Origin of the sequence: Janthinobacterium sp. UMAB-60 (assembly GCF_900095235.1) — a bacterium.
In the GTDB taxonomy this organism is placed as follows: Bacteria; Pseudomonadota; Gammaproteobacteria; order Burkholderiales; family Burkholderiaceae_D; genus Janthinobacterium.
In genome coordinates this window covers 62,575-88,790 of the sequence record NZ_LT607490.1, presented here as the reverse complement: position 1 = coordinate 88,790, position 26,216 = coordinate 62,575, and the positions used below count along the sequence as shown (strand labels likewise).

The 26,216-nt window shown below is 63.6% G+C and carries 22 protein-coding genes and 1 pseudogene; 13 read left to right on the top strand and 10 right to left on the bottom strand.

Annotated features, from left to right (window positions below):
* A pseudogene (locus tag K0F86_RS15530) lies at positions 1–1,409 on the bottom strand (hypothetical protein); the annotation flags it as partial.
* Between the two features lie 179 nt (positions 1,410–1,588).
* On the opposite strand from K0F86_RS15530, the gene K0F86_RS15525 reads away from it, so the two are divergent.
* The 5 genes from K0F86_RS15525 to K0F86_RS15505 all read left to right on the top strand — a co-directional run bounded on the left by K0F86_RS15525 (position 1,589) and on the right by K0F86_RS15505 (position 6,167).
* On the top strand, positions 1,589–2,839 hold the full coding sequence (locus K0F86_RS15525; protein WP_219135248.1) for an Hsp70 family protein: 1,251 nt from the start codon (positions 1,589–1,591) through the stop codon (positions 2,837–2,839).
* Positions 2,840–2,958: 119 nt separating this feature from the next.
* Positions 2,959–3,588, top strand: a complete 630-nt coding sequence (locus K0F86_RS15520; protein WP_219135247.1) for a PolC-type DNA polymerase III — start codon at positions 2,959–2,961, stop codon at positions 3,586–3,588.
* Between the two features lie 178 nt (positions 3,589–3,766).
* Complete coding sequence (locus K0F86_RS15515) at positions 3,767–5,164, top strand: tetratricopeptide repeat protein (protein ID WP_219135246.1); 1,398 nt, start codon at positions 3,767–3,769, stop codon at positions 5,162–5,164.
* A 101-nt stretch (positions 5,165–5,265) separates the two neighbouring features.
* Complete coding sequence (locus tag K0F86_RS15510; RefSeq protein ID WP_219135245.1) at positions 5,266–5,742, top strand: DUF4262 domain-containing protein; 477 nt, start codon at positions 5,266–5,268, stop codon at positions 5,740–5,742.
* The gene (locus tag K0F86_RS15505) at positions 5,739–6,167 is read left to right on the top strand and encodes a DUF6386 family protein (RefSeq protein WP_219135244.1); all 429 of its coding nucleotides are present in this window, start codon (positions 5,739–5,741) and stop codon (positions 6,165–6,167) included. The genes K0F86_RS15510 and K0F86_RS15505 overlap by 4 nt, the downstream gene beginning before the upstream one ends.
* A 45-nt stretch (positions 6,168–6,212) precedes the next feature.
* Here the strand turns inward: K0F86_RS15505 and K0F86_RS15500 are convergent, their stop codons facing one another.
* On the bottom strand, positions 6,213–8,000 hold the full coding sequence (locus tag K0F86_RS15500; RefSeq protein WP_219135243.1) for a GGDEF domain-containing protein: 1,788 nt from the start codon (positions 7,998–8,000) through the stop codon (positions 6,213–6,215).
* 415 nt (positions 8,001–8,415) lie between these two features.
* On the opposite strand from K0F86_RS15500, the gene K0F86_RS15495 reads away from it, so the two are divergent.
* Positions 8,416–10,596 (top strand): prolyl oligopeptidase family protein, encoded by a 2,181-nt coding sequence (locus tag K0F86_RS15495; protein WP_219135242.1) that lies wholly within the window; start codon positions 8,416–8,418, stop codon positions 10,594–10,596.
* A gap of 90 nt (positions 10,597–10,686) precedes the next feature.
* Here the strand turns inward: K0F86_RS15495 and K0F86_RS15490 are convergent, their stop codons facing one another.
* From K0F86_RS15490 to K0F86_RS15465, 6 genes are all read right to left on the bottom strand, one after another.
* Positions 10,687–11,574, bottom strand: a complete 888-nt coding sequence (locus K0F86_RS15490; protein ID WP_219135241.1) for an STM4011 family radical SAM protein — start codon at positions 11,572–11,574, stop codon at positions 10,687–10,689.
* Entirely contained in the window at positions 11,568–12,947 is a 1,380-nt protein-coding gene (locus K0F86_RS15485) for an STM4012 family radical SAM protein (protein ID WP_219135240.1), read from the bottom strand. Before K0F86_RS15485 ends, K0F86_RS15490 begins: the two co-directional genes overlap by 7 nt.
* Positions 12,944–13,786 (bottom strand): STM4013/SEN3800 family hydrolase, encoded by an 843-nt coding sequence (locus K0F86_RS15480; RefSeq protein WP_257572172.1) that lies wholly within the window; start codon positions 13,784–13,786, stop codon positions 12,944–12,946. Before K0F86_RS15480 ends, K0F86_RS15485 begins: the two co-directional genes overlap by 4 nt.
* Entirely contained in the window at positions 13,779–14,861 is a 1,083-nt protein-coding gene (locus K0F86_RS15475) for an STM4014 family protein (RefSeq protein WP_257572190.1), read from the bottom strand. The genes K0F86_RS15480 and K0F86_RS15475 overlap by 8 nt, the downstream gene beginning before the upstream one ends.
* Positions 14,862–14,882: 21 nt before the next feature.
* Positions 14,883–15,809 (bottom strand): STM4015 family protein, encoded by a 927-nt coding sequence (locus K0F86_RS15470; RefSeq protein WP_219135238.1) that lies wholly within the window; start codon positions 15,807–15,809, stop codon positions 14,883–14,885.
* Between the two features lie 91 nt (positions 15,810–15,900).
* Positions 15,901–16,476: a helix-turn-helix domain-containing protein gene (locus tag K0F86_RS15465; RefSeq protein ID WP_034751403.1), complete on the bottom strand. Its 576-nt coding sequence runs from the start codon at positions 16,474–16,476 to the stop codon at positions 15,901–15,903.
* A gap of 200 nt (positions 16,477–16,676) precedes the next feature.
* Here K0F86_RS15465 and kbl point away from each other — a divergent pair, with 200 nt between their 5' ends.
* From kbl to K0F86_RS15450, 3 genes are read left to right on the top strand one after another with little or no spacing between them, the layout of a single operon-like run.
* Positions 16,677–17,903, top strand: coding sequence for a glycine C-acetyltransferase (gene kbl / locus K0F86_RS15460; protein ID WP_219135237.1), 1,227 nt, complete (start codon positions 16,677–16,679; stop codon positions 17,901–17,903).
* A gap of 20 nt (positions 17,904–17,923) precedes the next feature.
* On the top strand, positions 17,924–18,889 hold the full coding sequence (locus tag K0F86_RS15455; RefSeq protein WP_219135236.1) for an NAD-dependent epimerase/dehydratase family protein: 966 nt from the start codon (positions 17,924–17,926) through the stop codon (positions 18,887–18,889).
* A gap of 48 nt (positions 18,890–18,937) precedes the next feature.
* A complete protein-coding gene (locus K0F86_RS15450) occupies positions 18,938–20,338 on the top strand; it encodes an L-serine ammonia-lyase (protein WP_219135234.1) in 1,401 nt (466 codons plus the stop codon).
* Between the two features lie 177 nt (positions 20,339–20,515).
* Here K0F86_RS15450 and K0F86_RS15445 read toward each other — a convergent pair whose 3' ends face one another.
* Positions 20,516–21,256, bottom strand: coding sequence for an AAA family ATPase (locus tag K0F86_RS15445; RefSeq protein WP_219135233.1), 741 nt, complete (start codon positions 21,254–21,256; stop codon positions 20,516–20,518).
* A 287-nt stretch (positions 21,257–21,543) separates the two neighbouring features.
* Here K0F86_RS15445 and thrC point away from each other — a divergent pair, with 287 nt between their 5' ends.
* Genes thrC through moaD form a run of 3 tightly spaced genes read left to right on the top strand, consistent with a single transcriptional unit; the run spans position 21,544 to position 24,516 of the window.
* Positions 21,544–23,025 (top strand): threonine synthase, encoded by a 1,482-nt coding sequence (gene thrC, locus K0F86_RS15440; protein ID WP_219135232.1) that lies wholly within the window; start codon positions 21,544–21,546, stop codon positions 23,023–23,025.
* A complete protein-coding gene (glp, locus tag K0F86_RS15435; RefSeq protein WP_219135231.1) occupies positions 23,025–24,251 on the top strand; it encodes a gephyrin-like molybdotransferase Glp in 1,227 nt (408 codons plus the stop codon). Before thrC ends, glp begins: the two co-directional genes overlap by 1 nt.
* 10 nt (positions 24,252–24,261) lie before the next feature.
* The gene (gene moaD, locus K0F86_RS15430) at positions 24,262–24,516 is read left to right on the top strand and encodes a molybdopterin converting factor subunit 1 (protein ID WP_219135230.1); all 255 of its coding nucleotides are present in this window, start codon (positions 24,262–24,264) and stop codon (positions 24,514–24,516) included.
* A 41-nt stretch (positions 24,517–24,557) separates the two neighbouring features.
* On the opposite strand, the gene K0F86_RS15425 is transcribed toward moaD, so the two are convergent.
* Complete coding sequence (locus K0F86_RS15425; RefSeq protein WP_219135229.1) at positions 24,558–24,791, bottom strand: hypothetical protein; 234 nt, start codon at positions 24,789–24,791, stop codon at positions 24,558–24,560.
* A gap of 154 nt (positions 24,792–24,945) precedes the next feature.
* Here K0F86_RS15425 and K0F86_RS15420 point away from each other — a divergent pair, with 154 nt between their 5' ends.
* Positions 24,946–26,193: a TIGR03862 family flavoprotein gene (locus K0F86_RS15420; RefSeq protein ID WP_219135228.1), complete on the top strand. Its 1,248-nt coding sequence runs from the start codon at positions 24,946–24,948 to the stop codon at positions 26,191–26,193.
* The last annotated feature ends 23 nt before the right edge of the window (positions 26,194–26,216 follow it).

Sequence of the window (26,216 nt, the reverse complement as noted above, 5' to 3'; positions counted from 1 at the left end):
TCGGCCGGCCCCGCCACATACATGGCGCGCGCCAGGCCGTCGCTGCCCGTCAGCACACGGCCCGCCTGCCGCAGGTAGCCGCCGCTGGGGTCGCTCAAGATGCTGAACAGCACGGGCGCGTTCTTGACCAGGTTGTTCGCCGCGCCATCGCGCACCACGGCGCTGATTGTGCTGATACTGGTGCCGGCGTTGTCGGCTGCGGCCGCCGCAGTGCCCGTATTCGCGCGCAGCACGGCCGGCTCCGCCTGCACGGCCAGCTTGCTGGCAGGGCTCAATGGCGCGACGAATTCCAGCCGCGTCTGCGCCGAAGGGCCGCCCGCCACGGCCGCCGTGATGGTGGCCACGCCCGCGTTGGCCGACTGCACATAGCTGAGCGGCAAGTTGCCATTGTTAAAGATCAAGCTGGCGGGCAAGGCCTGGCTGCAATCGCTGTCCGCATACAGGCTGCCGCGCGAGGTCGACAGGCTGGCGCTGCCCGTTTGCGCCACGCCCGCCTTGTCGTAGCGCACATCGATGGCCTGGCACGCCAGGGTCGCCACTTCCGGCAGCACGTCCGCGCCGCTGGCGTCCTGGCCCACGGCCGGACTCAGGCGCAAGTCGCTGCCGGTCACGGCATACGCTTGCGTGGCGGCGGCGCCCAGCGCGCTGACGGACACGGCATCCTTGCCCAGGCTGCCTGCCGTCAGGCGCAGCACGAGCTGGCCTTGCGCATTGCTGAGCGCCGCGCCGCCATCCCTGACGCGCACGCCGTTGCCGGCGCCCGTGCTGTAGGCGATGGCGGCGCCGGCCACGGGCCGCTTTGCCGAGTCACGCACGGTGACGGTGAGGTCGGCGCTCTGGCCCAGCATCAAGGCGGCCGGCCCCAGCACTTCCACGCTGCTGCCCGTGACGGCCACCGTGCCCTTGCCGCTGCGCGCGCCCACATTCGCCGTCACGGTGATGCTGCGGTTGCCGTTGGCGCCACCGGTGCCCAGCAGGGCGCGCGCCTGGCCGTTCTTGTCTGTCACGGCGTCGACGCTGCCGAGGATGCCGGAATCGGCGGCAAAGGAAATTTTTGCGTTTGGCAAGGCCAGGTTGGCGCCATCCTTGACGAGGGCCGTGACGGCCACTTCGCTGCCGGCCAGGCCCGCCGAGGCCAGTTCCGTGCTGGAAAACACCAGGTTGACGGCGCTGGCCAGGCTGGCTGGCTCGGGTGGCGTGACGGGCGGAACCACGGGGGGCGTTATGGGAGGGGTGACAGGCGGCACAATGGGCGGTGGCGGGCTGCCGCCGCAGCCAGCCGTGCTGTGCAGCGAACAGCCGGCGCCAGCCTGGGGATCGGTACCGCCCCCGCCGCCGCAGCCGGCCAGGGAAACGAGGAGGGCAGCCAGCAAAGTGGCGGGCAGATGGCGCAGGGGGGCATGGGGCACGATGGGTCTCCGGGAGCTTGCCGAGTTGCTCGGCATTAATTTCCCAAGAGTAGCTTGTGCATGCCGCCGCTGCTTGATGCAAAGCAAGCTTGTTGTCTTGGCCGTACCGGAAGTATTTTTCTGGTGCAATGGCGTGCCTTCTGATAAGATAACGCCCCTTTATTCAGGGAAGGGTCGACATGGCCAATGCTTGCGGCGTCGATTTCGGCACGTCAAATTCCACGGTAGGCTGGGCACGTCCCGGGCAGAGCACCATGCTCGGCCTGGAAGATGGCAAGACGACCTTACCGTCCGTTGTCTTCTTCAATGCGGAAGACGAGGAAGTCAGTTTCGGCCGCGCGGCGCTGGCCGGCTATCTGGCCGGTTACGAGGGGCGTCTGATGCGCTCGCTGAAAAGCTTGCTGGGCACCAGCCTCATCGATGGCCAGACGGAAGTGGGCGGCCGCGCCTTGCCATTTCGCATGTTGCTGGCACAATTCATTGGCGAAGTGAAACGCCGCGCCGAGCAATCCGCCGGCCGCGAATTTTCGTCCGCCGTGTTCGGTCGTCCCGTCTTCTTTATCGACGACAATGCGCAGGCCGACCAGCTGGCGCAGGACACCCTGGCCGACGTGGCCCGTTCCGTGGGCTTCAAGGATGTTGCCTTCCAGTTCGAGCCGATTGCCGCCGCCTTCGACTACGAGTCGCAGATCACCAGGGAAGAGCTGGTGCTGATCGCCGACATCGGTGGCGGTACTTCCGACTTTTCGCTGGTACGCCTGTCGCCCGAGCGGGCCAGGAAGGCTGAGCGGCGTGATGACATCCTCGCCACGGGCGGCGTGCACATCGGCGGCACGGACTTCGATAAATACCTGAGTCTGTCTTCCGTCATGCCTCTGCTCGGCTATGGCAGCCGGCTGCACAACAATAGCGAAGTGCCGTCCAGCTATTATTTCAACCTGGCGACCTGGCACACGATCAACCTGGCGTACACGAAGAAGATCTGGGTGCAGCTGGCTGACGTCTGCCGCGATGCGCGTGAGCAAGACAAGATGGGGCGCTTGCAAAAGCTGATCGACGAGCGCGCCGGCCACTGGCTGGCCATGAAGGTGGAAGAGGGCAAGATCGCCCTGTCCGACGCGGCCGAAGTGCAGCTGGAGCTGGATCGTCTGTCGCCCGCGCAAAGCCTGTTGCTGAAACGCACGCAATTCGACGACGCCATCGGTCACCTGTGCGGTTCCGTGGAAGAAACCGTGCTGCGGCTGCTGCGCGACGCTGGCGTGGCGCCGGAAGCCGTCGATACCGTGTTCTTTACTGGCGGCTCTTCCGGCGTGCGCTTGTTGCGCGAAAAGATCGCCGCCCTGGTGCCGGCCGCGCGCAAGGTCGAAGGCGACTTGTTCGGCAGTATCGGTGCGGGACTCGCGCTGGACGCGGTACGCAAATTCGGTTGATAAAATGTGCATGGCGGCGTTGCCGCGTCTTGCCGTACTAGTGTACTGTCTTCGACGCGGCGCCTTGCCCTGCGCATTTTATCGATACACCCACTGTTGCACCCACGAAAGAACGCCCCATGAATGTGTTTGACAAACCGATCGTCATGATCGACTTCGAGACGACCGGCTTGTCTCCCGACATGGGCGACCGCATCACGGAGGTGGCGGCCTTGCGCATCGAGGGCGGGCGGATCACGGAGCGCTATGTGACCCTGATCAACTGCAATGCGCGCATTCCCTCGTTCATCACGGGCTTGACGGGCATCACGCAGGCGATGGTGGACAAGGCGCCGCCCGTGGCCGAGGTGGTGCCGCAGTTGCTGGATTTTATCGGCAGCGATGCCTTGTCGGCGCACAATGCCAGCTTCGATGAAAAATTCCTGCGCGCGGAAAGCGCCAGGCTGAACTTGACACCGTCGCACCAGTCGCTCGTGTGCTCCTTGAAACTGTCGCGCCGCGTGTTTCCCGGCCTGTCCAGCTACAAGCTGGGGCTGCTGTCGAGCCAGCTGGGCATCGCCTTCAAGAGCGCCGCCCACAGGGCCGAGTCCGATGCGGAAGTGGCGGCGCAAGTGCTGATCCATATCGGCCGCCATTTGCGCAGCAGCTATGGCATCGCCGATGTCGACGCCAACCTGCTGGTGTCGCTGAACAAGCTGGCCGCCGCCAAGGTGCCGCAATTCCTGCAAAAACACCCATCACGCCGCTGATCTCCGCATCGCCTACAGGCGGGCTCATCAAAACGATATAATTTTGTTATTTCGTTTGAGCCTGCTCAAGTCCTTCCCCTGCATCGAATTTAAAATTTAGGCAACACACACGATTTCGCCGCCCTGGGCCGCCGTTTTGCGCGTGCTGCCGGCAAGCGCAATGTGGATGGGGGCGCACATGGACAAGCACCATACTGCCAGAGATAGCCACCAGGCGTATATCTGGTTCCGCACGGCTGCCGAACAGGGCAATGCCTATGCCCAGTTCAACCTGGGCTTGATGTACAAGAAGGGTGAAGGCGTGGCGCAGGACGATGCGCGCGCCTTTGTCTGGCTGCGCCTGGCCGCGCTGCAAGGGCTGGCGTTCGCGCAGAACCACCTGGGCGCCCTGTATTACCACGGCCGCGGCGTGGCACCGAGCGACGAGGACGCCGTGCTGTGGTTTCGCCGCGCCGCCGCCCAGGGCGATGCCTCGGCGCAGCAAAACCTGGGGCAGATGTACCGCAAGGGACGGGGCGTGCCGCAGAGCGACGAGCTGGCCCTGGCGTGGTTTTACCGCGCCTCCGAACAGGGCGTGGCCAGCGCGCAATCCATGCTGGGCGAAGCGTATGCCCAGGGGCTGGGCGCTAAAAAGAACGATGCGCTGGCGCTGGCCTGGTTCCGCAAGGCAGCCTTGCAGGGCGATGCGCAGGCGCAGCTGAACCTGGGCCTCGTCTACAAGCGGGGGCAGGGCGTGGTGCAAAGCGATGCGCAGGCGCTGGCCTGGTTCCGCCAGGCCGCCGCCCAGGGCTTGGCAGTGGCGCAGCGGCAACTCGGCGTGGCGTATGCGGAAGGCCTGGGCGTGGCGCCCGATCAACTGCGCGCCTATGCCTGGCTGCAGCGGGCGGCCGAGCAGGATGACGCCGACGCCCAGTTCAACCTGGGCCTGATGCTGGCGCGCGGCCAGGGCGTGGACCGGGACGAGGCGCGTGCCGTGGCATGGTACCGGCGCGCCGCCCTGCAGGGCCATTGCATGGCGCAATACAATCTGGGCGGCATGTATGCGGGCGGGCGCGGCATCGCCCGCGACTTGCGTCAGGCGCTGGACTGGTATGCCAGGGCGGCGGCCCAGGGCGCGTCGAATGCGCAGTTCAACCTGGGTGTGATGTATGCCAATGGCCAGGGCGTGGAACGCGACGAGGTCTGCGCCGTGCGCTGGTACCGCACGGCCGCCGAGCAGGGCGATGCCAGCGCGCAAAACAATCTGGGCGTCATGTATGCGAACGGCCATGGCGTGTCGCAAGACGACGGCTTGGCCGTGCAATGGTATGCGCGCGCGGCCGGCCAGGGCCATGCGCTGGCGCAGTACAACCTGGGCGGCATGTATAACAGCGGGCGCGGCGTGGTGAAGGATGTGCTGTGCGGCTACATGTGGCTGGCGCTGGCGGCCGAGGGCGGCGATAGCGGGGCGGTCAAGGCCAGGGAAGCGGCGGCTGCCAGGCTGGAACCGGCACAGTTGCAAGAGGCGCAGCAGCGCATGCGGCAGTGGTATCAGGGGCATCAGGGGCGTTCCCCGCCGCTGCCGCCGCCAGACTGAAGCGCCGGCAGCGTGCGCGCACGGACGCGCGCTGCATGCGATAATTGCCGAAAGGCATGTCGCAAAGGCGGCGCGGTTTTTGGCACAGTGAAAGGTGGAACATGGTAAGGCAGGCAGGCGAGGATGCATCCGAGCAAAAAGTCATCGACGACATCGCCACGCATGGCTGGCATGGCGTCCATATCAGTGCTGATGAAGTCGGTCCCGGCTATGCCTTCACGATAGGTGCCTGCCACAGCTTTGGCCAGCCTGAATTTCTCATCATGGGCTTGCCGCGCGCCATGGCCCACCAGATACTCGACGTGGCGCTGGACGCCGCGCGCAGCGGAGCCATCGCGGATTTCACGGCCACCACGGACGCCTTGCTGGAAGGCCATCAGTGCGCCTTCGTGCGCGTGCCCGTTGAGCAATACCGCAACTATGTCGGCTATGCGCGCTGGTATTACCAGGGCGATGATTTTACCTTGTACCAGATCGTCTGGCCGTCGCGCGATGGCCATTTCCCTTGGCAGGCGCAAGCCAGCGCGCAATACGTGGAGAGCCAGCCCCTGCTGGGACCTGCGCCGCTGGCGGCATGACGAGCATTGTGACCGGCACGGCCACCGTGTGCGTGTTCGACCCGGCGCTCCTGCGCCACAGGCTGGAAGATGATTGCGACTGGTGGAGCCTCCCCAGTGCGGAACTGGCGGCCGTGAATGCGGGACACGTGGCATTTTTCAACGTGGGTGGCGACGGCGCGTATGACATCGCGTTGTACGCGGAACTTGCCGAGCCGCAGGTAGTCGTGCATCTGACCGTCGCCTCGGGCCGCGTCTTCATCGGCGCGGGGGAAGACGTGACGGGTGGCGGCCTGGAACCGGACACGGCATATGGCGGCCTGTTCGTGGACGTGCCAGCAGGCACCTACCGTCTGCAGGCGCGCCGCGATGAGGCACGCGTCAGCCTGGCATTCGTGCCCGATACGCGCGGCAGCAATGCGTTTGACGACCTCGTGCGTATTTGATTGAGCGTAGCCTGTCCCCGTCCAGCTTCTGACTATTGCCCCAAGCTACGCATCCATGCGCGCCACGCCCGTGCCTTGCCGCCGGTCCAGGAACAGGCTGTTACCGTGGATTTTCTTCGCCTGCTTCTTCGCTTCCGCCGCCTGCGTGGCAATCTGATGGTGCGTGTAGTACTGGTGCGCCTCGACCTTGATGACGCCCAGCGACAGGCTGATCAACGAATAAAACACTTTCTTGCCTTGCCGGTCTTCGCTGATGTAGCCGCCCCGTTCGCAGTCGCCCGTGCTGTAATAGGCGAGGATGGCGGCGGCAAAGCGTTCCAGGATGGCCTGGCAGCGCGTTTCCCAGTCTTCGCTCTGGAACAGGATCATGAAATCGTCGCCGCCGATGTGGCCAATGAAGTCGCGGTTCGGGTCGCAATGGCTGCTGAGGATTTCTCCCGTCAGCTGGATCACGTCGTCGCCCTTGCGGTAGCCATACACGTCGTTGAAGGGCTTGAAGTGGTCGAGGTCGCAATAGCAGACCCAGAAGCGGCTGCCACTGTGCAATAAACGGTCGATATGCTCGTTGATGGGCACGTTGCCGGGCAGTTGCGTCAGCGGGTTGGCATAGCGGGCCGCGTTGATCTGCATCTGCGTGATTTCGCGCATCAGGTCGTGTCCCGTGCCCATGCCCAGGTAGCGGCCGTGCTCGGTGATGATGAAGCCGTTGAACAGGTGGTGGGCGTCGGACTGCACCATGGTGTAGCTGAGTTCCTGCAAGCTCGTCTCGTGGTCGGCGATCAGGGGCGTGGCATCCATGAACAGGCTGCACGATTTCTTGCCATACAGTTCACGCTGGTAGGGGCGGGCGAAGTGGTCGATCATCTCGAAGCGGCTGATCAGGCCCAGCGGCACGCCGTCATCGACGACGGGGATGATCATCAGCTTCGGTTCCTTCAGGAAGATATCGTACACCTCGTTATTATTGAGTTGCGGCGAGACGGCTGCCACGCGGTGCAGCAGCTTGCGGATGCTGGCGCCGTTCTTTTCCAGGCTGCTGCGCTGCGGATACACGGCCACGCCGTTGCGTCCCAGCGCCTGCACCACTTCGGCCGGCAGCGCGCGCGCCGGCACGGCATTGGGCCGGCCCAGGTGATAGCCTTGTCCAAACGCCACCCCCAGGTCGCGCAAGACCAGCAATTCCGTTTGCGCCTCGATGCCTTCGGCGATTACCAGGGTGCCCGATTTTTCCGCGATTTCCTGGATCGAGCGCACGAACTGCAGTTTCACGGGGTCATGATTGATGCCCTGGATGAAATGCATGTCGATTTTCACGTATTCCGGGCGCAATTCCGACCACAGGCGCAGGCTGGAAAAGCCTTCGCCCAGGTCGTCGATGGCGATCTGGAAACCCATGTTGCGATAGTGCAGCACCGCTTCGCGCATCAGCTCGTAATCGTAGGTGGGCTGGTTTTCCGTCAGCTCGATGATGACACGATCCGGATTGATGCCGATGTGCTCGATGTATTCGAGGGTTTCGCCATGCCGCGCATTGCGCAGCAGCAGGCATTCGGGGCTGACGTTGAGAAACAGTTTTCCCGGCAGCTGCAGTTCGGCAAAGCGTTCGAGCACCACTTGCCGGCACAGGTGTTCCACTTCCAGGGTCAGGTCATGCGCGCGTGCCACCTTGAACAGATTCATCGGCGCGTGCAGGGGGCTGTCGGACGGCCCCCGTATCAAGCCTTCGTAGCCGATGATGTCGCCGCTGTGCATGTGGATGATGGGCTGGAACAGGGCGCTGAGCTTGCGGCCGGCCAGGATATCGTGCAAGGCATCCGTTCCTTCGATGTTCATGGGGGTAGATGGAGGCTTCAGGTAAGCCACATTCGATGGCATCGCGCCGGGCGGCGCGGCGGTGACGGAAGGGAGGGCGAGAGTGTGCATAGGAGGATGTGGCGGCACGGCCTCTGGACGGGCCATGAACATGTTGCCTATGGTAAGGAAGATTTATGACGGCTTGATGAAACGTATTAGCTTTTGATAATGTTTCTTGCCTGCCCGTCAGTTTGCCGATTCTCGCCAAAAACGCGATTTATCATGGTGATTCATGCAAATTACCCAAACAAAAGACGGCAAATTCATCAGATAACTGTGCTTTAAAAGTGCCAATCCGCGCTATGATTTCTCTTGGCGAAAGTCAACATGGGCAGCCGCAGCGTGAGTTTGAACGGCCTGCTTTCTTCGACATCCAACAATGAGACAACAACCCATGCAATTACGTAGTGCAACCCTCATATTCAGCTTGCTGGCCGCTTTCGGTGGCAATGCCCTGGCACAATCCTGCCCGGCCGGCGATGGCGCCCCCGTGACGTATCCGGTCAGCAAAAAAGTCGACCAGCAAGACAGCTATTTCGGCACCACCATCGCTGACCCCTACCGCTGGCTGGAAGACGCCAACAGCGCCGAGACGGGCGAATGGGTGGCGGCGCAAAACAAGCTGACGCAGTCGTACCTGGGCACCATCCCCGAGCGCGCGGCGATCAAGCAGCGCCTGACCAAGCTGTGGAACTATGAGCGCTTCACTACGCCAACGAAGCAGGGCGGCCGCTATTTCTACAGCCGCAATGACGGCTTGCAGAACCAGGCCGTGCTGTACACGGTGAAAAAACTGTCCGATGAGCCCCGTTTGCTGCTGGACCCGAACACCCTGTCGACCGACGGCACGGTGGCGCTGGCCGGCACTTCGATCAGCCCGAACGGCAAGTATTTGGCGTATGCCACGTCCGCTTCCGGTTCCGACTGGAACGAATGGAAAGTGCGCGACATCGAATCGGGCAAGGATTTGACGGACCATATCAAGTGGGCCAAGTTCTCGGGCGCTTCGTGGACCAAGGACAACAAAGGTTTCTTCTACAGCCGCTATGACGCGCCGAACGAAGCCACCAAGCTGGCCGATATCAATTACTTCCAGAAATTGTATTTCCACAAGATCGGCACGCCGCAAAGCGACGACGTGCTGGTCTTCGACCGTCCCGACCAGAAGGAATGGGCGTTCGGCGGCAGCACCGTCAGCGATGATGGCAATTATTTGATCATCACGGCCACGCAGGGCACGGAACGCAAGAACCGCGTTTTTTACAAGGACTTGCGCCAGAAGAATGCCAAGGTCGTGGGCTTGCTGGAAGAATTCGACGCATCGTACTCGTTCATCGACAATGACGGCCCCGTGTTCTTCTTCAAGACGGATAACAAGGCGCCGAAATCGCGCGTGATCGCCATCGATACGCGCAAACCTGCGCCCGCCGACTGGAAGGAAATCGTGCCGCAAAGCGCGGAAACCCTGGTCGCCGTCAACCTGATCAACAACCAGCTGGTGCTCGACTACTTGAAAGATGCGCAAACGCAAATCAAGATCGTCGACCTGAACGGCAAGCTGGTGCGCGAAGTAGCCTTGCCGGGCATCGGTTCGGCCGGTGGCTTTGCGGGCAAGCGTGGCGACACGGAAACGTTCTACTCGTTCACCAGTTTCACGACGCCGGCGACCATCTACCGCTACGACATGAAATCGGGCAAGAGCACGGTGTACCGCCAGCCGAAGGTCGATTTCGACCCGAACGCCTTTGAAACGCGCCAGCAATTCTTCACCAGCCGCGACGGCACCAAGGTGCCGATGTTCATCGTCTCGAAAAAAGGCATGAAGCTCGATGGCACGAATCCGACCTATCTGTACGGCTATGGCGGCTTCAATATTTCGCTGACGCCGAGCTTCTCCGTGGCAAATCTTGCCTGGGTGGAAATGGGCGGCGTCTACGTGATGGCCAACCTGCGCGGCGGCGGAGAATACGGCGAAGCCTGGCACCAGGCTGGCACCAAGCTGAACAAGCAAAACGTGTTTGACGATTTCATCGGCGCGGCGCAGTGGCTGGTGGACAACAAGGTCACCTCGCCATCGAAGCTGGCGATCGGCGGCGGCAGCAATGGCGGCCTGCTGGTCGGCGCGGCCATGACGCAGCGTCCCGACCTGTTTGCGGCGGCGATTCCGCAAGTGGGCGTGCTCGACATGTTGCGTTTCCATAAATTTACCGTGGGCTGGGGCTGGGTGCCTGACTACGGCTCGTCGGACGACGCCGAGCAATTCAAGGCGCTGGTGAAATACTCGCCGCTGCACAACCTGAAAGCGGGCGGCTGCTATCCGGCCACCATGATCACCACGGCCGACCATGACGACCGCGTCGTGCCAGCCCACAGCTTCAAGTTTGCCGCCGCCGCCCAGGCAGCGCAAGGCGGCCCGGCACCCGTGCTGATCCGCATCGACAGCAAGGCCGGTCATGGCGCCGGCAAGCCGACGACCAAGCAGATCGAAGAAGTGGCCGACCGCTGGGGTTTCCTCAGCCGTTCGCTGAAGATGACGCCGGTAGTGGCGGAGCCGGCCAAGGTGGCGGCACAATAAAACACGGTAGGTCGGATTAGCGCGGCATCGCCGCGCGTAATCCGACACCGGCAGCGCCAACAATGTGTCGGATTACGCGGCGTGCCGCCGCTAATCCGACCTACGCTGGCCTGCCTCCTTAATCCTCGCCAATACCCCCTCCCCAAACACGGCCTGAAACGGCAAATCCTTGCGCTGCGCATAGCCGATATAGCAATCGCACTTGAAGCGCGGGCAGCTGCGTTCCCGCAGCATGTGGGCCAAGTCATCCACGTACAGATTTCCTAGCCGCTCGGGCACGAAATGGCAGCGCGCCAGTTCGCCGTCGCCATCGACGGACAGCGACGCCTCGCCCGCCAGGCACGGTTTGCCGCGCGAGGGCGACGGACGCCGGTTTTGCGCGAACCACGGGTCGGCGGCGTCCAGCCAGGCCAGGTCTTGTTCGCTGTAGTAACCGGGGCCGCGCCGGTCATACGCGTTCAGCCACAGGTAGATGTGCGCCGGCAGGGCCGCGCGCAGGGCGCGGATGGCGTCCAGGTGCTCGTGCATCGCCACGACGCCGACGGAGTAGCGCACGCCCATGGCATCGAGGCGCGCGCAGCGGGCGAGAAAGCGGGACAAGGTCGTCTGGTCCGGGTGGTAGGTGCACCACAGGCCGATCTTGTCCAGCCCGTCCATGTTCTCCAGCCAGCTCAAGGGGCCGGACAGATTCGTCTGCAGGGCCACCTGGCGCACGTGCGGCAAGGCCGCCAGGGTTTGCATGGCCGCGCGGTAGTGGCGCCGCACCAGCGCTTCGCCCCACGGCGTAAACAGCACGCTGATGTCGCGCTTTTGTGCCGCCACCCAGCTGGTAAAACGCGCCACTTCGCACGCATCGCGGGCCAGTGCGGCGCGGCTGTCGCGCTTCTTGGCGAACGGGCAGTAGCCGCAGGCGTAATTGCAGCTCGATAGTGCGCCCCGGTACAGCAAAGACAGCGTTGCTGCTTGCGCTGTCAGCACGCCTGGCCGCCTTCGGCCATCAGCGCCCGCACCGTCTCGGAGGCCAGCCACGGGCCGATGGTGTCGGCGTAGCTGTAGCCGCGGTCATTCAGGCGTAGCAGCGGGCCGTTTTCTTCCACTAATTCCAGCGCGTGCAGCTCGGCCAGTTGCGGCAAGTCCTGTTCGCAGCGGCTGCCGAAGCGCGCCGCGTAGGCATCGCGATCCAGGCCAGGCTGCGTCAATAGCGACTGGATCACGTAGCGCCGGCGCTGTTCCGCATCATCGAGCTGGTAACCGTGTTCGGCCTGCGCGAAGCGCGCTTCATCGAGCGCCAGGTAGTTGTCGATGATGTTGATGGTGTCAAGCCGCGCCACGGCGTACTCGCTGGAGTAGTGCAGCTTGGTCGTGTAGGAGCGGGCGCCCGCGCCCAGGCCCACCATGCCGTCATTCTGGCAGCAGTACGAGGGACCATTCTGCTCGGGCGCATGCGGGGCGCGGAACATGCGCATCGACACCTGCTCATAGCCCTGGGCGCGCAAATGGTCGCGCGCGGCCGCGTACAGCGCCAGGCGGCTGTCGCCTTCCTGCGCCAGCATGATGGGGTTGAGCGATTGCGCGCCCTGGCGGCGCGCCACTTTTCCAAGACCCGTCTGCTCGCGCACGTACAGCGGATACAGATAGATTTCCTCGGGCCGGAAGGCCAGCGCGCTTTCGATGGAGGCCAGCAGGCTGGCGACGGTTTGCCCCGCGATGCCGTAGATCAGGTCCAGGTTCAGCGTCGGGAAGCCGGCAGCGCGTATCAGGCCGATGGCGTGATGCACAGTGGCGTTTTGCTGGGGGCGTGCCAGCGCGCGCATTTCGCCGGCGGCAAAGCTCTGGATGCCCAGGCTGACGCGGTCGATGCCATGCGCGCGGCAGACGGCAAGGCGCTCGGCAGTGATGGTTTCGGGCGACGCTTCGATGCCGGCCGGCGTGTGTTGCAGGTCGATGCCGAGGATGTCGCGCGCGCCGCACAGCAAGGTGTCCAGCTGCGCGGGCGAGAGATAGGTGGGCGTGCCGCCGCCCAGCGCGAAGCGGGCGAAGCGCCGTTCGCCCAGCGCGCCGTTGATTGCGCGCATCTGCACCAGCACTTGCCGCACGTAGCGCTCGACCATGTCGGTACTTGGGCGTGCCATGGCGAACAGGTTGCAAAAGCCGCAGCGCATCTCGCAGAACGGGATGTGGATATACGCGAACAGGGCGGAGCGGTCTTGCCGCGCCCACAGGGGGCCCAGCGGCGCCGCCTGCGGCAAGGCGCGGTAAGCCGCCTTGTGCGGATACGAATAGGAATACGCCTGGTAGGGCGTGTGGCGCATGCGCTGCGCCAAAGTGCCAGGCTGTTCGGAAGGGTTCACGGTGGGGATTCCTTGGAAGGTGTATCGGGGGCGATGAAAAAGTGCGCGTACGGCACATTCCACACGCTGTCATGGGCCACTCTATGGCCCCGGTAGCCGTCTTCGCCGTATGCGCTGCCGTGGTCCGAGCAGACGATGGCGAACGTGGGCGCGCGCGCGGCGCAGGCGGCAAACAAGGGCGCCAGCGCGCCATCGACATAGCGCAGGGCCGCCGCGTGGCTGTCCAGGTTATCGGCGCGGCAGCCGGGCAGGTAGGCGCGGTTCGGCGTGTGCAGGGCGGCCACGTTGATGAATAAAAAGGTGCGCTGCGCGCCGTCCGCCAGGCGGGCTATGGCCAGCGCCACCTGTTTTTGCGTCGAGTGGCGGCTGGCCACGCCCATGCCCGCGCTCCAGTGGCTTTCCTGGAACAGCGACGGCAGCACGCAGCCCAGCGCCGTCTGTTTATTGAAAAAGCCCACGCCGCCGATGCAGATGGTGCGGTAGCCGCGCGCGGCCAGCGCGGCGGGCAGGTCCGCCTGCTCGAACGCGTACGTGTGCGGCGAGGTGGTTTCGCTGCCCGCAAAGGCGGAAGCGAACAGGCGCGGGTGGCGGCCCGGCGTGGCCGGCGTGGGCAAAAAACCCGCGAAGAAGGCCTGGTGCGCCGCATACGTGAACGTGGCGGGCGAGTGCCGGCGTTCCCAGCCGCCCGGTGCTAAAAAACGTCCCAGCACGGGCAGTTCGCCCGCCTCGTACAACGCTTGCGCCACGTCGTAGCGTAGGGTGTCGAGCGTGAGGAAGACGATGTCGTGGCTGCCGACGATGGCGTGCATGTCGGGGATGGGTGGTGTTTCTTTATGCATGGGCCAGTTGCGCCGTGTAAGTATCGATGCCTTGCCAGAGAAGGCCGGGCAGCAGGTCGCCGAAGGCGTTCGCTTCCAGCACGTGGGCCTGGCCGTGGCGCACCACGAGGTCGTAGCCCGTCACGTGGCTGGCGGGGAAGGCGCGCGCGGCCAGGGCGGCGGTTTGCTCCAGCGCGGCCAGGTCGGCTGCGTTCAAGAGGCCGGACGCGTCGCCGCGCCGGTTGTCGAGGTGCAGATTGGTCATCATCTGCTGTCCGATGCGCGCCACGCGGTGCGCGGGCTGGCCCGCCACGGTCACGACGCGCAGGTCGTAATGGCTGTCGTCGCAGCGCGGCTTGTTCAGCCACGCTTCCGCGTACAGTTCCTGCGCGGCCAGCGCATCGACGAGGGCGGCGATGTCGTGTTCGGATTCGTAGCGCGCCATGCGCTTGACGTTGAACAAGCGCGCCGCGCCATCCCCATGCTGCAGGGCGGCCGAGGTGGTGGCTTGCTGGCGCCCGGCCTTGTTCCTGCGGTAGGCGACGACGCCGGACGCGGACGAGCCGTAGCGCGGTTTTAAATAGATTCGGTCGAGGTCATGTTCGTGCAGCAGCGCCTGCAGGTGCTCATAGCTCTCGACTGACCCCAGCAGGGCGGGAATCGGCACGCCGTGCGCGGCCAGGTGGCGCTGGCAGGCCAGCTTGTCCGTCATGCGGCTGATTTCGGCCGGTGCATTGACCACGCGCGTGTGCGGCAGGTCAAGCAGTTGCGCCGCCAGGGCCGTCATGGCGGCCGTAAAACCGGCGAACCACGCGTCCATGGCCAGCAGCTCGCCATGCGCGGGCGCTGCGACCGGCGGGCGCTCCTGCAGCCTGCAGCCCGCCTGCAGCAACAGCAAATGGGCGGCAGGATCGTCGCCGGGCGGTTCGATTTTCAGGATGCCTGGCTGGCGTAGTGCTTCATGCAGCAGCGCCGGCTGCGCCAGCCAGTCGCGCCATTCGAGCACCTGCGCGGGCGGCAGGCGCAGTTGCGCGCGCGCCGCCTGCATCAGGCGCACGCGCTTGCTGCCCTGTGTCGCCAGCAGGGTGAGAGGCATCAGCAAAGGATAAAACTCCGCCTATTCGCCGACAGCCACGTAGCGGTAGCTTTCGCCGTCGTCTTCATCGGCTTCCTGCGGGTCGTCCAGCACCACTTCGAAGGGCAGCGCCTTCAGTTTCGCCTGGTTTTCTTCCGAGATGTAGTGGTGCGACAGGTCCAGGCGCTTCAACTTGCCCAGCTGCGTGTGATTGAGCACGGCCACGGCGCCCAGGTCGCCGATGGTGCCCAGCGACAGATCCAGGATGTCGAGCTGCGCCACCAGCGGTTCTTCCGCCAGCCAGACGGCCAGGTCGTCGGCGATTTCCGCGTCGCGCAAGCCGAGGTATTTCAGGGTCGGCACGGTCAGCTGCGCCAGCACCTTGCGGTACAGGTCCACGTCGCCCGAGAATCCATAGTCGTCCGTGCCCAGCCACAGTTCCAGGTGTTCCAGCTGCGGCATGCTCGATTGCGCCAGCGCCTCGGCGATCTTTTGATCGAGGCCGCCCGCTTCGATGGTGAAGCGACGCAGGTGCTGGTGGGCGAACGGCTCGATGACGAGCTCATTGCCGCCGCGGATGCGCAGTTCTTCCAGCAGCGGGAAGGCATCCAGCAGGGGCTTGTAGCTGCCTTGCACGATCCATGAAATTTCGCATTCCTCGTACGTCATGTCGCCGATGAACAAGGCGCGCAAGTTGGGCAGTTCGGCGGCGTGGGCGATCAGCGCGGCCATCACTTCGTCGGCGCCCGATTCGTACGGATCGCCCCACATGCCGATGATCAGCGCTTCGAGTGCGTTCTTGTCGGCCTTGGCGAGGAAGCCGGCGATCAGTTCATCCATCTTGCGCTTGTCGTCGTATTCAAGCGACAAACGGTAGACGATGCCTGGTGACGCGTCGAAGGGCAAGTCCGGGTCGTACTGGACGACTTGCTTGTCGTGGAAGGTGGTCGTGCTGTCGGAAATCGTCATTGCTAAGGCTCCATGAAAGACAGTGAAAATCTTGTCTAATCCAAAATCTTAGCATGGGCGAAAGAGCTTATTGCACACCGCTGAAAAGCAACTATCTATGGATTACCACCAATAATGCCTTGCCTTCCGTCTTGCCCAGATTGCGTATCGTATGCGGCTGGTCCGCCGGATAGCGCGCCGTGCCGCCGTTCTTGACCTTTTTCTTCGCCGTTCCCACTTCCAGTTCCAGGTTGCCGTGGATCACCGTCAAATGCTCGGTGGTGCCGGGATCGTGCGGCTGCGACGCCAGTTCCCCGCCCGGCGCCAGGGTCACTTCATACCATTCGTATTTGCCCGCCAGTTCCATCGGTCCCAGGATGCGCAGCACGTAGCCCGCGTGGTCGCCGGGCAGGGTGGGGGTTTCGTGGGCATCCGTGATGCGGATGGTTTCCACGGCTTTCTCCGCGCTGGAGAGCAATTCTCCGATCTGCACGCCCAGGGCGTTGGCCAGGCGCCACGTGATGGCGATGGTGGGATTGGCTTTTTCGCGCTCGATTTGCGACAACATGGACTTCGAGACGCCCGCGATGCGCGACAAATCCTCCAGTGTCAGGCCGCGCGCCAGGCGCAGCCGTTGCAGGGTGGCACCCACTTCAGGGGGAGAATTGGTCGAAACGCTGGTTTTCATCGGCAGGTGGCTTGCAAAGTTCAATAGGCTTGGGTAATATCCACTATATTGAATTTCAGTTCGAAATAGTGGATTTTGAGGAAGGACACGGAAACGTGCAGACTTCAAACAGCGCTTCACGGTACAGCATATGGCGCGCGCCGGTCAAGCGGCGGCCCATACAGCCAACAGGCATACAACAGGGACACACAAGGATCATCATGAGCGAGCAAGCGAAGAACACCTTTTTCAGCGGTCTGCAACAGAATCTCGATCAATTGCGCCAGCAGGGCTTGTACAAGTCCGAGCGCGTGATCGCCTCGCGCCAGGGCGCCGAAGTGGTGTGCGACGATGGCCGTACCCTGATCAATATGTGTGCGAATAACTACCTGGGCCTGTCCGGCGACGTGCAGACGCAGGAAGCGTCCATTGCCGCCACGCAAAAATACGGCTACGGCCTGTCGTCCGTGCGCTTTATCTGCGGAACGCAAACCGTACATAAAGAACTGGAACAGGCGATTTCCGCTTTTCTGGGTACCGAAGACACGATTTTGTACGCGGCCGCATTCGACGCCAACGGCGGCGTGTTCGAGCCCCTGTTCGATGAAAACGACGCCATCATTTCGGACGCGCTGAACCACGCTTCCATCATCGACGGCATCCGCCTGTGCAAGGCTGGCCGTTACCGTTACGCGCACAACGACATGGCCGACCTGGAAGTGCAGCTGCAAGCGGCGATTGCCGCCGGCAAGCGCCATAAAGTCATCGTCACGGACGGCGTGTTCTCGATGGATGGCACGATTGCGCAACTCGACAAGATCTGCGACCTGGCCGACAAGTACGGCGCGCTGGTGATGATCGACGAATGCCACGCTTCCGGCTTCATGGGCGCGACGGGCCGCGGCACGCACGAACATCACAATGTGATGGGGCGCATCGACATCGTCACGGGCACCCTGGGCAAGGCCCTGGGCGGCGCCATGGGCGGCTTTACCTCGGCGCGCAAGGAAGTCATCGACACCCTGCGCCAGAAATCGCGTCCCTACCTGTTCTCGAATACCCTGGCGCCGTCGATCGCCGGCGCTTCGCTGTCGGTGCTCGAGCGCCTGGCCAAGTCGACGGAACTGCGCGACCGCCTGCATGAAAACACGGCGTTCTTCCGCAGCGAAATCGAGCGCATCGGTTTTACCATCAAGCCGGGCACGCATCCGGTCGTGCCGGTGATGCTGTTCGACGCCCCCGTGGCGCAGAAGTTTGCCGCCCGCCTGTATGAACTGGGCGTGCTGGTGACGGGCTTCTTCTATCCGGTCGTGCCAATGGGCCAGGCGCGGGTGCGCGTGCAGCTGTCGGCCGCACATACGCGCGAACAGCTGGTGCAAGTGCTGGCCGCCTTCGAGCAGGCGGGCAAGGAACTCGGTCTGCTGACCGCCACCACCACTACCAACTAACAAGAATTCAGGAAAATAGCATGGAACGCATCTTAGTCATCGGCGCAAACGGCCAAATCGGTAGTGAATTGGTGGGCGCGCTGGCGCAGCAGCACGGCGCGGACAACGTCATCGCCAGCGACATCGGCACGAATAATCTGTACCAGGCCAGACGCTACGCGCAGTTGAATGTGCTGGACAAGGACGGCCTGGCGAAGCTCATCGCCGACGAAGGCATCACCCAGGTGTACCAGCTGGCGGCCATGCTGTCGGCCACGGGCGAAGCGGCGCCATTGAAGGCGTGGAGCCTGAACATGGATGGCTTGCTCAATATCCTGGAACTGGCGCGCGAGCGGGGCGAGGCGGGCAAACCGCTGCGCATCTTCTGGCCGTCGTCGATCGCCGCCTTCGGCCCGAACACGCCGCAGGTGAACACGCCGCAAATGACGGTGATGGACCCGACCTCGATGTACGGCATCAGCAAGCTGGCCGGCGAGCGCCTGTGCGAGTACTACTTCAACAAGTATGGCGTGGACGTGCGCAGCATCCGCTACCCGGGCATCATCAGCTACAAGTCGCCTCCGGGCGGCGGCACCACCGATTACGCGATTGCCATCTTCCATGCGGCCTTGCGCGGCGAGCGTTATGACTGCTTCCTCGATGCGACGACCACCTTGCCGATGATTTACATGCCCGACGCCATCCGCGCCACCATCGAACTGATGGATGCTCCCGTGTCGCAGGTCAGGATCCGTTCGTCCTACAATGTGGCCGGCGTGTCGTTCAACCCCGAGCAACTGGCGAAAGCCATCGTGCACATGATCCCGGACTTCAAGATCAGCTACAAGCCGGACAGCCGCCAGGCCATCGCCGACAGCTGGCCGCAAAGCCTGGACGACAGCAAGGCCAGCGCGGACTGGGGCTGGAAGGCGCGGATCGGCGTCGAGCAGATGGTCACCGACATGCTGGCCAATGTCGACGTGGGCCATGCCGCCAAGGCAGCCTGAGTCCCACACAAGCATTCATAAAAACATACCAATATAAAGAGACACTACATGGACATGAGCGTATTCGACCTGTTTAAAATCGGCATCGGGCCGTCGAGTTCCCACACGGTGGGGCCGATGGTGGCGGCGCGGCGTTTTCTGGTCGAATACGGTCCGCTGGACCAGGTAGTGGGCGTCGAGGCGGCCCTGTATGGCTCGCTGGCGCTGACGGGCGTGGGCCATGCCACGGACAAGGCCGTCATTCTTGGCTTGATGGGCGAAACGCCGCAAGACGTGGCGCCCGATGCCGTCGACAGCAAGCTGGCCGCCATCGAGGCGGCTGGCGAGATCGCCTTGCTGGGCATGCACGTGGTGCCGTTTACGGCTGCCACGGGCTTGATCTGGCACAAGAGCGAATCCCTGCCAGAACATCCGAACGGCATGCGCTTTACGCTGAAACTGGCCGACGGCAGCCGGGCCGACAAAGTGTATTACTCGATCGGCGGCGGTTTTATCCGCGAAGCGGGCGAGGCGCAGGCGGAAGCGGCCGTGGAATCGGCGGCCAGCGCAAGAGTCGTCTTCCCCTTCGATACCATGGAGCAGTTGCTGGCGCATGGCGTGGAAAGCGGCCTGTCGATCCCGGAAATGCTGCGCGCGAACGAGTGCGTCAAGCGCAGCGACGATGAATTGAATGCGGGCCTGGACCGCATCTGGCACGTCATGCGCGACTGCATTGCGCACGGCCTGGAAACGACGGGCAACCTGCCGGGCGGCCTGAACGTCAAGCGCCGCGCCGCCAAACTGTGGCGGTTGGCGCAGGAAGCGAAGGCGTCCGACAACCGCGCCAACGACTTGCCGCATGACGCCGTGCACCTGGTCAGCCTGTACGCGATGGCCGTCAACGAGGAAAACGCGGCCGGCGGGCGCGTGGTGACGGCGCCGACCAATGGCGCCGCCGGCATCATCCCGGCCGTGCTGCGCTATTACGCGCAGGATTGCCGCCCCAGCGACCCGGTGGGCGGCGTGCGCCGCTTCATGCTGACGGCAGCCGCCATCGGCATGCTGTGCAAGCGCAATGCCTCGATCTCGGGCGCCGAAGTGGGTTGCCAGGGCGAAGTGGGCGTGGCCTGCGCCATGGCGGCGGCCGGCCTGGTGGCGGCCCTGGGCGGCACCAATGAACAGATCGAAAACGCGGCCGAAATCGGCATCGAGCACCACCTGGGCATGACCTGCGACCCCATCGGCGGCCTGGTGCAGATCCCGTGCATCGAGCGTAATGGCATGGGCGCCGTGAAAGCCATCACGGCCGCCTCGCTGGCGCTGAAGGGCGACGGCACGCACTTCGTCAGCCTCGACGAAGTCATCGAAACCATGCGTCAGACGGGCGCGGACATGCAGGACAAGTACAAGGAAACGTCGCTGGGTGGCCTGGCCGTGCACGTGATTACCGTCAACCATGCGGCTTGCTGATGCGCCAGTGGTGTTGTCGGATTACGCGCGCAGCGCTAATCCGACCTACGCCATGACGCAAGCAACGTAGGTCGGGGTGGGTCGGCGTAGGTCGGCGTAGGTCGGCTTAGCCCGCAGGGCGTAAGCCGACATCACCAAGGCAGCAAGCCGACATCACCAAAGCAGCAAGCCACCACCTCACTCCTCCTCGAACAGCTGCTCCAGCCTCCGCGGGTAGTGATTCAAAAAATCGCGCGTCACGGCGTAGTGTTCCGTGTCTTCATACGCCACTTCGTGGATGCCGCCGCCCGTAAACATGAGGATTTTCGCGTTCGGGTAAGCGAGCAGAATCGGCGAGTGGGTGGCGATGATCAGTTGCGAGTCGTCCTGCACCAGCTGGTGGATCACCGATAATGCCGCCATCTGGCGGCTGGGCGACAGGGCCGCCTCGGGTTCGTCCAGCAGATACAGTCCCTTGCCCCGCAGCTTGTTGATCAGGGTCGCCATGAACGCTTCGCCGTGCGATTGCGCGTGCAGCGACTTGCCGCCGTAGCTGCCCAGGTATTCGGGCATGTCGTCCATATAGGTGGCGACATTGAAAAAGCTCTCGGCGCGCAAAAAATAACTGTCATCCGGTTTCTTGTAGCTCTTGCTCAGGCGCAGATGCGCATGCAAGCCCGATTCCTCGTCCGACGGCAGCGCGATGCGCACGTTGCGCGTGCCGCCATCCTTGCCGAAGCCCAGCCCCACGGCCAGCGCTTCGAGCATGGTCGACTTGCCGCTGCCGTTCTCGCCCACGAAAAACGTCACGTCGGGATGGAAGTCCATGTGCACGAAGTCGCGGATGGCGGGGATGGTGAACGGATAGTGATCGAGGTCGACGACGGTGTCGTGGCGCAGCGCGGCGCTTTGCAGATACGGTTTTTTACTCAGCGACATGGCCGGTTCCATGAATGGCCGCAATGCGGCCGACAGGTACGAGTGTGGCGCAAATCAGGCGCATACGCCAGTACGTGGCCCCATCTTTATGCGGGGCGTTGATCTCGCCATAAGAAATTTCCAAAATACAATGCTTTTGCCTCCGCCCGGCGCTGCTGTTTGACAACAGGGGCAGGGGCCAGGACGGCTGCGTGCGCATGCGATTCGCCTTGGGCGGCGGCTGGCACTATAATATCCGCTGCCATTCATGATCAACCGCACTCAGCTCAACTGGACTCTTCAAATTTATGCACTACGTGTCTACCCGCGCTGATAAAGCGCCAATGAATCCGCAGCAATTCTCCGACATCCTCCTGGGCGGCCTGGCCCCCGATGGCGGACTGTATCTCCCTGAACACTACCCGCAAGTCACTGGTGCCGAGCTCAACGCCTGGCGCACATTGTCGTATGCCGACCTGGCCTACGAAATCCTGAAGAAGTTCGCCACCGATATCCCGGCCGCGGACCTGAAGGCATTGACGGCGAAAACCTATACCAAGGCAGTCTACAAGAACGCCCGCGCCGGCGAAAACGCGGCCGACATCACGCCGCTGCGCGTGCTCGAAGAAAACCTCGTCAAGGGCGGATCGACCACCCTGATGCTGCAGGCGCTGTCGAACGGCCCGACCCTGGCCTTCAAGGACATGGCCATGCAGCTGCTGGGCAACCTGTTCGAATACACCTTGGCCAAGACGGGCGCCGAACTCAATATCTTCGGCGCCACCTCGGGCGACACGGGCAGCGCGGCCGAATACGCGATGCGCGGCAAGAAGGGCATCCGCGTCTTCATGCTGTCGCCGCACAAGAAAATGAGCGCCTTCCAGACGGCGCAGATGTTCAGCCTGCAAGACCCGAACATCTATAACATCGCCGTCGAAGGCGTGTTCGACGATTGCCAGGATATGGTCAAGGCCGTGTCGAACGACTTGCCGTTCAAGGCGAAACAGAAGATCGGCACCGTCAATTCCATCAACTGGGCGCGCGTCGTGGCGCAGGTCGTGTACTACTTCCGCGGCTATCTGGCGGCGACCACCAGCAATGAGCAAAAAGTGTCGTTCACGGTGCCGTCTGGCAACTTCGGCAATATCTGCGCCGGCCATATCGCCCGCATGATGGGCTTGCCCATCTCGAAACTGGTGGCGGCGACGAATGAAAACGACGTGCTCGACGAATTCTTCCGCACGGGCGTCTACCGCGTGCGCAAGTCGGCCGAAACGTATCACACGAGCAGCCCGTCGATGGATATCTCGAAGGCGTCGAATTTCGAGCGCTTCGTCTACGATCTGGTGGGCCGCGACAGCGAGCGCGTACGCGCCCTGTTCACGAAAGTGGAAACGCATGGCGGCTTCGATTTGTCCGGCAAGCCTGGCAGCGACGGCGACGAGTTCAAACTGGTGGCCAAATACGGCTTCAAGTCGGGCAAGTCCACGCACCAGGACCGCCTCGACACCATCCGCGACGTGGCCGACGACTACGGCATCACCATCGACACGCACACGGCCGACGGCATCAAGGTGGCGCGCGAGCACCTGGAACCGAACGTGCCGATGATCGTGCTGGAAACGGCGCTGGCCGCCAAGTTCAACGAAACCATCCTGGAAGCGCTGGGCGTGGACGCGGAACGGCCAAAGGGCTTCGAAAACATCGAAGACTTGCCGCAAAAGTTCGTCGTGATGGATGCCGACGTGGAAAAAATGAAGGCGTACATCGCCGCCAATACGGGATTGTGATGACAGAAGCCAGCACTGTACGCAAACCGATGCTGTCGGTGGCCGAGGCGCAAGCCTTCATGCTGGGCGCGGCGCGTCCGGTGACCGAAGTCGAGCTGGTCGACACCATGCGCGCCAACGGCCGCGTGCTGGCCACGGCGCAGACGTCGACCCTGAACGTGCCCGAGCGCGACAACACGCAGATGGATGGCTATTGCGTGCGCGCGCAGGATTGCGCCAGCGGCGCGGCCAGCCTGCCCGTGTCGCAGCGCATCGCGGCCGGCCACGTGGGCCAGCCATTGCAGCCGGGGACGGCGGCGCGCATCTTTACGGGTGCCTTGCTGCCGGACGGCGCCGACTGCGTGGTGATGCAGGAGCAGTGCACCTTGCTTGAGGGCGTGGTGACGGTGAACCACGTGCCGCATGCGGGTGAATGGGTGCGCCGCCAGGGCGAGGATATCCGCGCCGGTGGCGTCATCCTCGGTGCGGGACGACGCCTGCGCAGCCAGGAAATGGGCCTGGCCGCCTCCGTGGGCTTGGCGCAAGTCCCCGTGCTGCGCAAGCTGCGCGTGGCCGTGTTCTTCACGGGCGACGAGCTGGCCATGCCGGGCCAGCCATTGGCGCCGGGCGCCGTCTACAACTCGAACCGTTTTACCCTGCGGGGCCTGCTGGAAAATCTGGGTTGCGAGATCACGGACCTGGGCATCGTGCCCGACAGCCTTGAAGCGACGCGCGCCGTGCTGCGCCAGGCGGCCCAGGGCAATGACCTGATCATCACCTCGGGCGGCGTGTCCGTGGGTGAGGAAGACCATATCAAGCCGGCCGTGGAAGCGGAAGGACGGCTGAACATGTGGCAGATCGCCGTCAAGCCGGGTAAACCCTTGGCCTTCGGCGAAGTGCGGGACGCTTTTTTTGTCGGCTTGCCCGGCAATCCCGTGTCGAGCTTCGTCACGTTCCTGCTGTTCGTGCGCCCGTTCATCTTGCGCCTGCAAGGCGTGGCGGGGAATCTGGCGCCGCGCAGCTACAAGCTGCCGGCCGCGTTCGAGCGCCTGAAGGCGGACAAGCGCAACGAGTTCTTGCGCGCCAAGGTCAATGACGAGGGCGAGCTGGAACTGTTCGCCAACCAGAGTTCGGGCGTGCTGACGTCCACCGTGTGGGGCGACGGCTTGATCGATTGCCCGCCGGGGCTGTCGATTGCGCGCGGCGACATGCTGCGCTTTATCCCGTTTAACGAATTGCTGTACTAAGGAAGTATCGATGAAGATCAATCTGCGATTTTTCGCCAGCGTGCGCGAGCTGGTGGGCACGGGCCAGGAAGTGCTGGAGGTGGCCGGGCCGCTGACGGTGGGCGAGGTGAGAAGCCTGCTGATCGCCCGCGGCGGCAACTGGGAATATGCGCTGGCGCAGGGCCGCGCGCTGCGCATGGCGCATAATCAGGTGATGTGCGATGCCGATACCGTGATTGCGGAAGGCGATGAGGTGGCGTTTTTCCCGCCGGTGACGGGCGGCTGATCATGTCCACGCAAGAAAATGGCCGCTGAAGCGGCCATTTTTTATTGCGACTTGGTTTTTGGTTTGTCCCCGCTGCAGGTGGCGCAGGCGATGGCTTTCTTGTGGCGCCAGTATTTCGAGCCGATGAAGATGGCCGAGGCCACCAGCGACCAGGCCAGGGCGCCCAGCAAGCTGGCCTTGCTCACGTTGCCTTTGCTGTAATCGACCACCGTCAAGATCATGAATAAAATCGAGCTGGCCAGCAAATAGCGGGAAATCCAGAATCCTGTGTCCATGTGTTTCTCCTCTTGTCGTCTCGTTGTCTCGTGATTCAAAGTGCCGATCATTGCGGCATGCCTGCGCAGTATGCATCATTTTTCAGCATTCTTGCCATTCCCCGGCCTTATCTCGACTAAAATGCCGGGGTTTTCACCGTCTTCCCAGCTTGCCATGACCCATTCCAGCCTTCCTCCGTTCCACATCGCCGTCATCGGCGGCGGCCCCGCCGGCCTGATGGCCGCCCAGGCGGCCGCCGACCAGGGGGCCAGGGTGGAATTGTTCGACGCCATGCCGTCCGTCGGCCGCAAATTCCTGCTGGCCGGGCGCGGCGGCATGAATATCACGCACGCGGAAGGCTACCAGGCCTTCGTCTCGCGCTACGCCAGACAGGCGCACCGCGTGAAACCGGCGCTGGACCAGTTCGGCCCGCAAAAGGTGCGCGACTGGGTGCACGGCCTGGGCGTCGACACCTTTGTCGGTTCCTCGAACCGCGTCTTTCCGACCGATATGAAGGCCGCGCCCCTGCTGCGCGCCTGGCTGCACCGCTTGCGCGAAGCGGGCGTGCAATTTCACATGCGCCACCGCTGGACGGGCTGGCAGGGTGAGGATGGCCAGCTGGCCTTTGCCACGCCGGATGGCGAACGCCGTTTCACCTTCGACGCCGTGATCCTGGCGCTCGGTGGCGGCAGCTGGGCGCGCCTGGGATCGGACGGCGCCTGGGTGCCGCTGCTGCAAGGCCAGGGCGTGGCTGTGGCGGCACTGGCGCCGGCCAATTGTGGCTTCGACGTGGACTGGAGCGAGCATTTCAGCAGCCGTTACGCGGGCGAACACCTGGCCACGCTGGCCATCACGGCGCATGACATCGATGGCTTGACGATCAAGCGCCAGGGGCAGTGCGTCATCACGGCGGGCGGCGTGGAAGGGGGCCTGATTTATGCGCTGTCGGCCGCGCTGCGCGAGCAGATCGCGCGTGACGGCAGCACCACCATCTGGCTGGACCTGGCGCCTGACCACAGCCATGAGCGCGTGTTCGAGGAAGTGACGCGTCCGCGTGGCGCCCGTTCCATGTCCAGCCATTTGCAAAGCCGGCTGGGCATCAAAGGCGTGAAATCGGGCTTGCTGCGCGAATGCCTGAGCGCGGCCGACTTTGCCGACGAAGCCAGGCTGGCTGCCGCCATCAAGCTGCTGCCCGTCACGCTCAAGCGTGCGCGCCCCATCGACGAAGCCATCAGCAGCGCCGGCGGCGTTCAATTCGACGGCATCGACGGCAGCATGCTGCGCGCCATGCCGGGCGTGTTTGTCGCCGGTGAAATGCTGGACTGGGAAGCGCCGACCGGTGGCTACCTGCTGACGGCCTGCCTGGCGCAAGGCAAGGCGGCCGGTGAGCAGGCGGTCAGTTGGCTGGAAGGGAATTTTTGAAATTACAACAGCATTTGATCGTT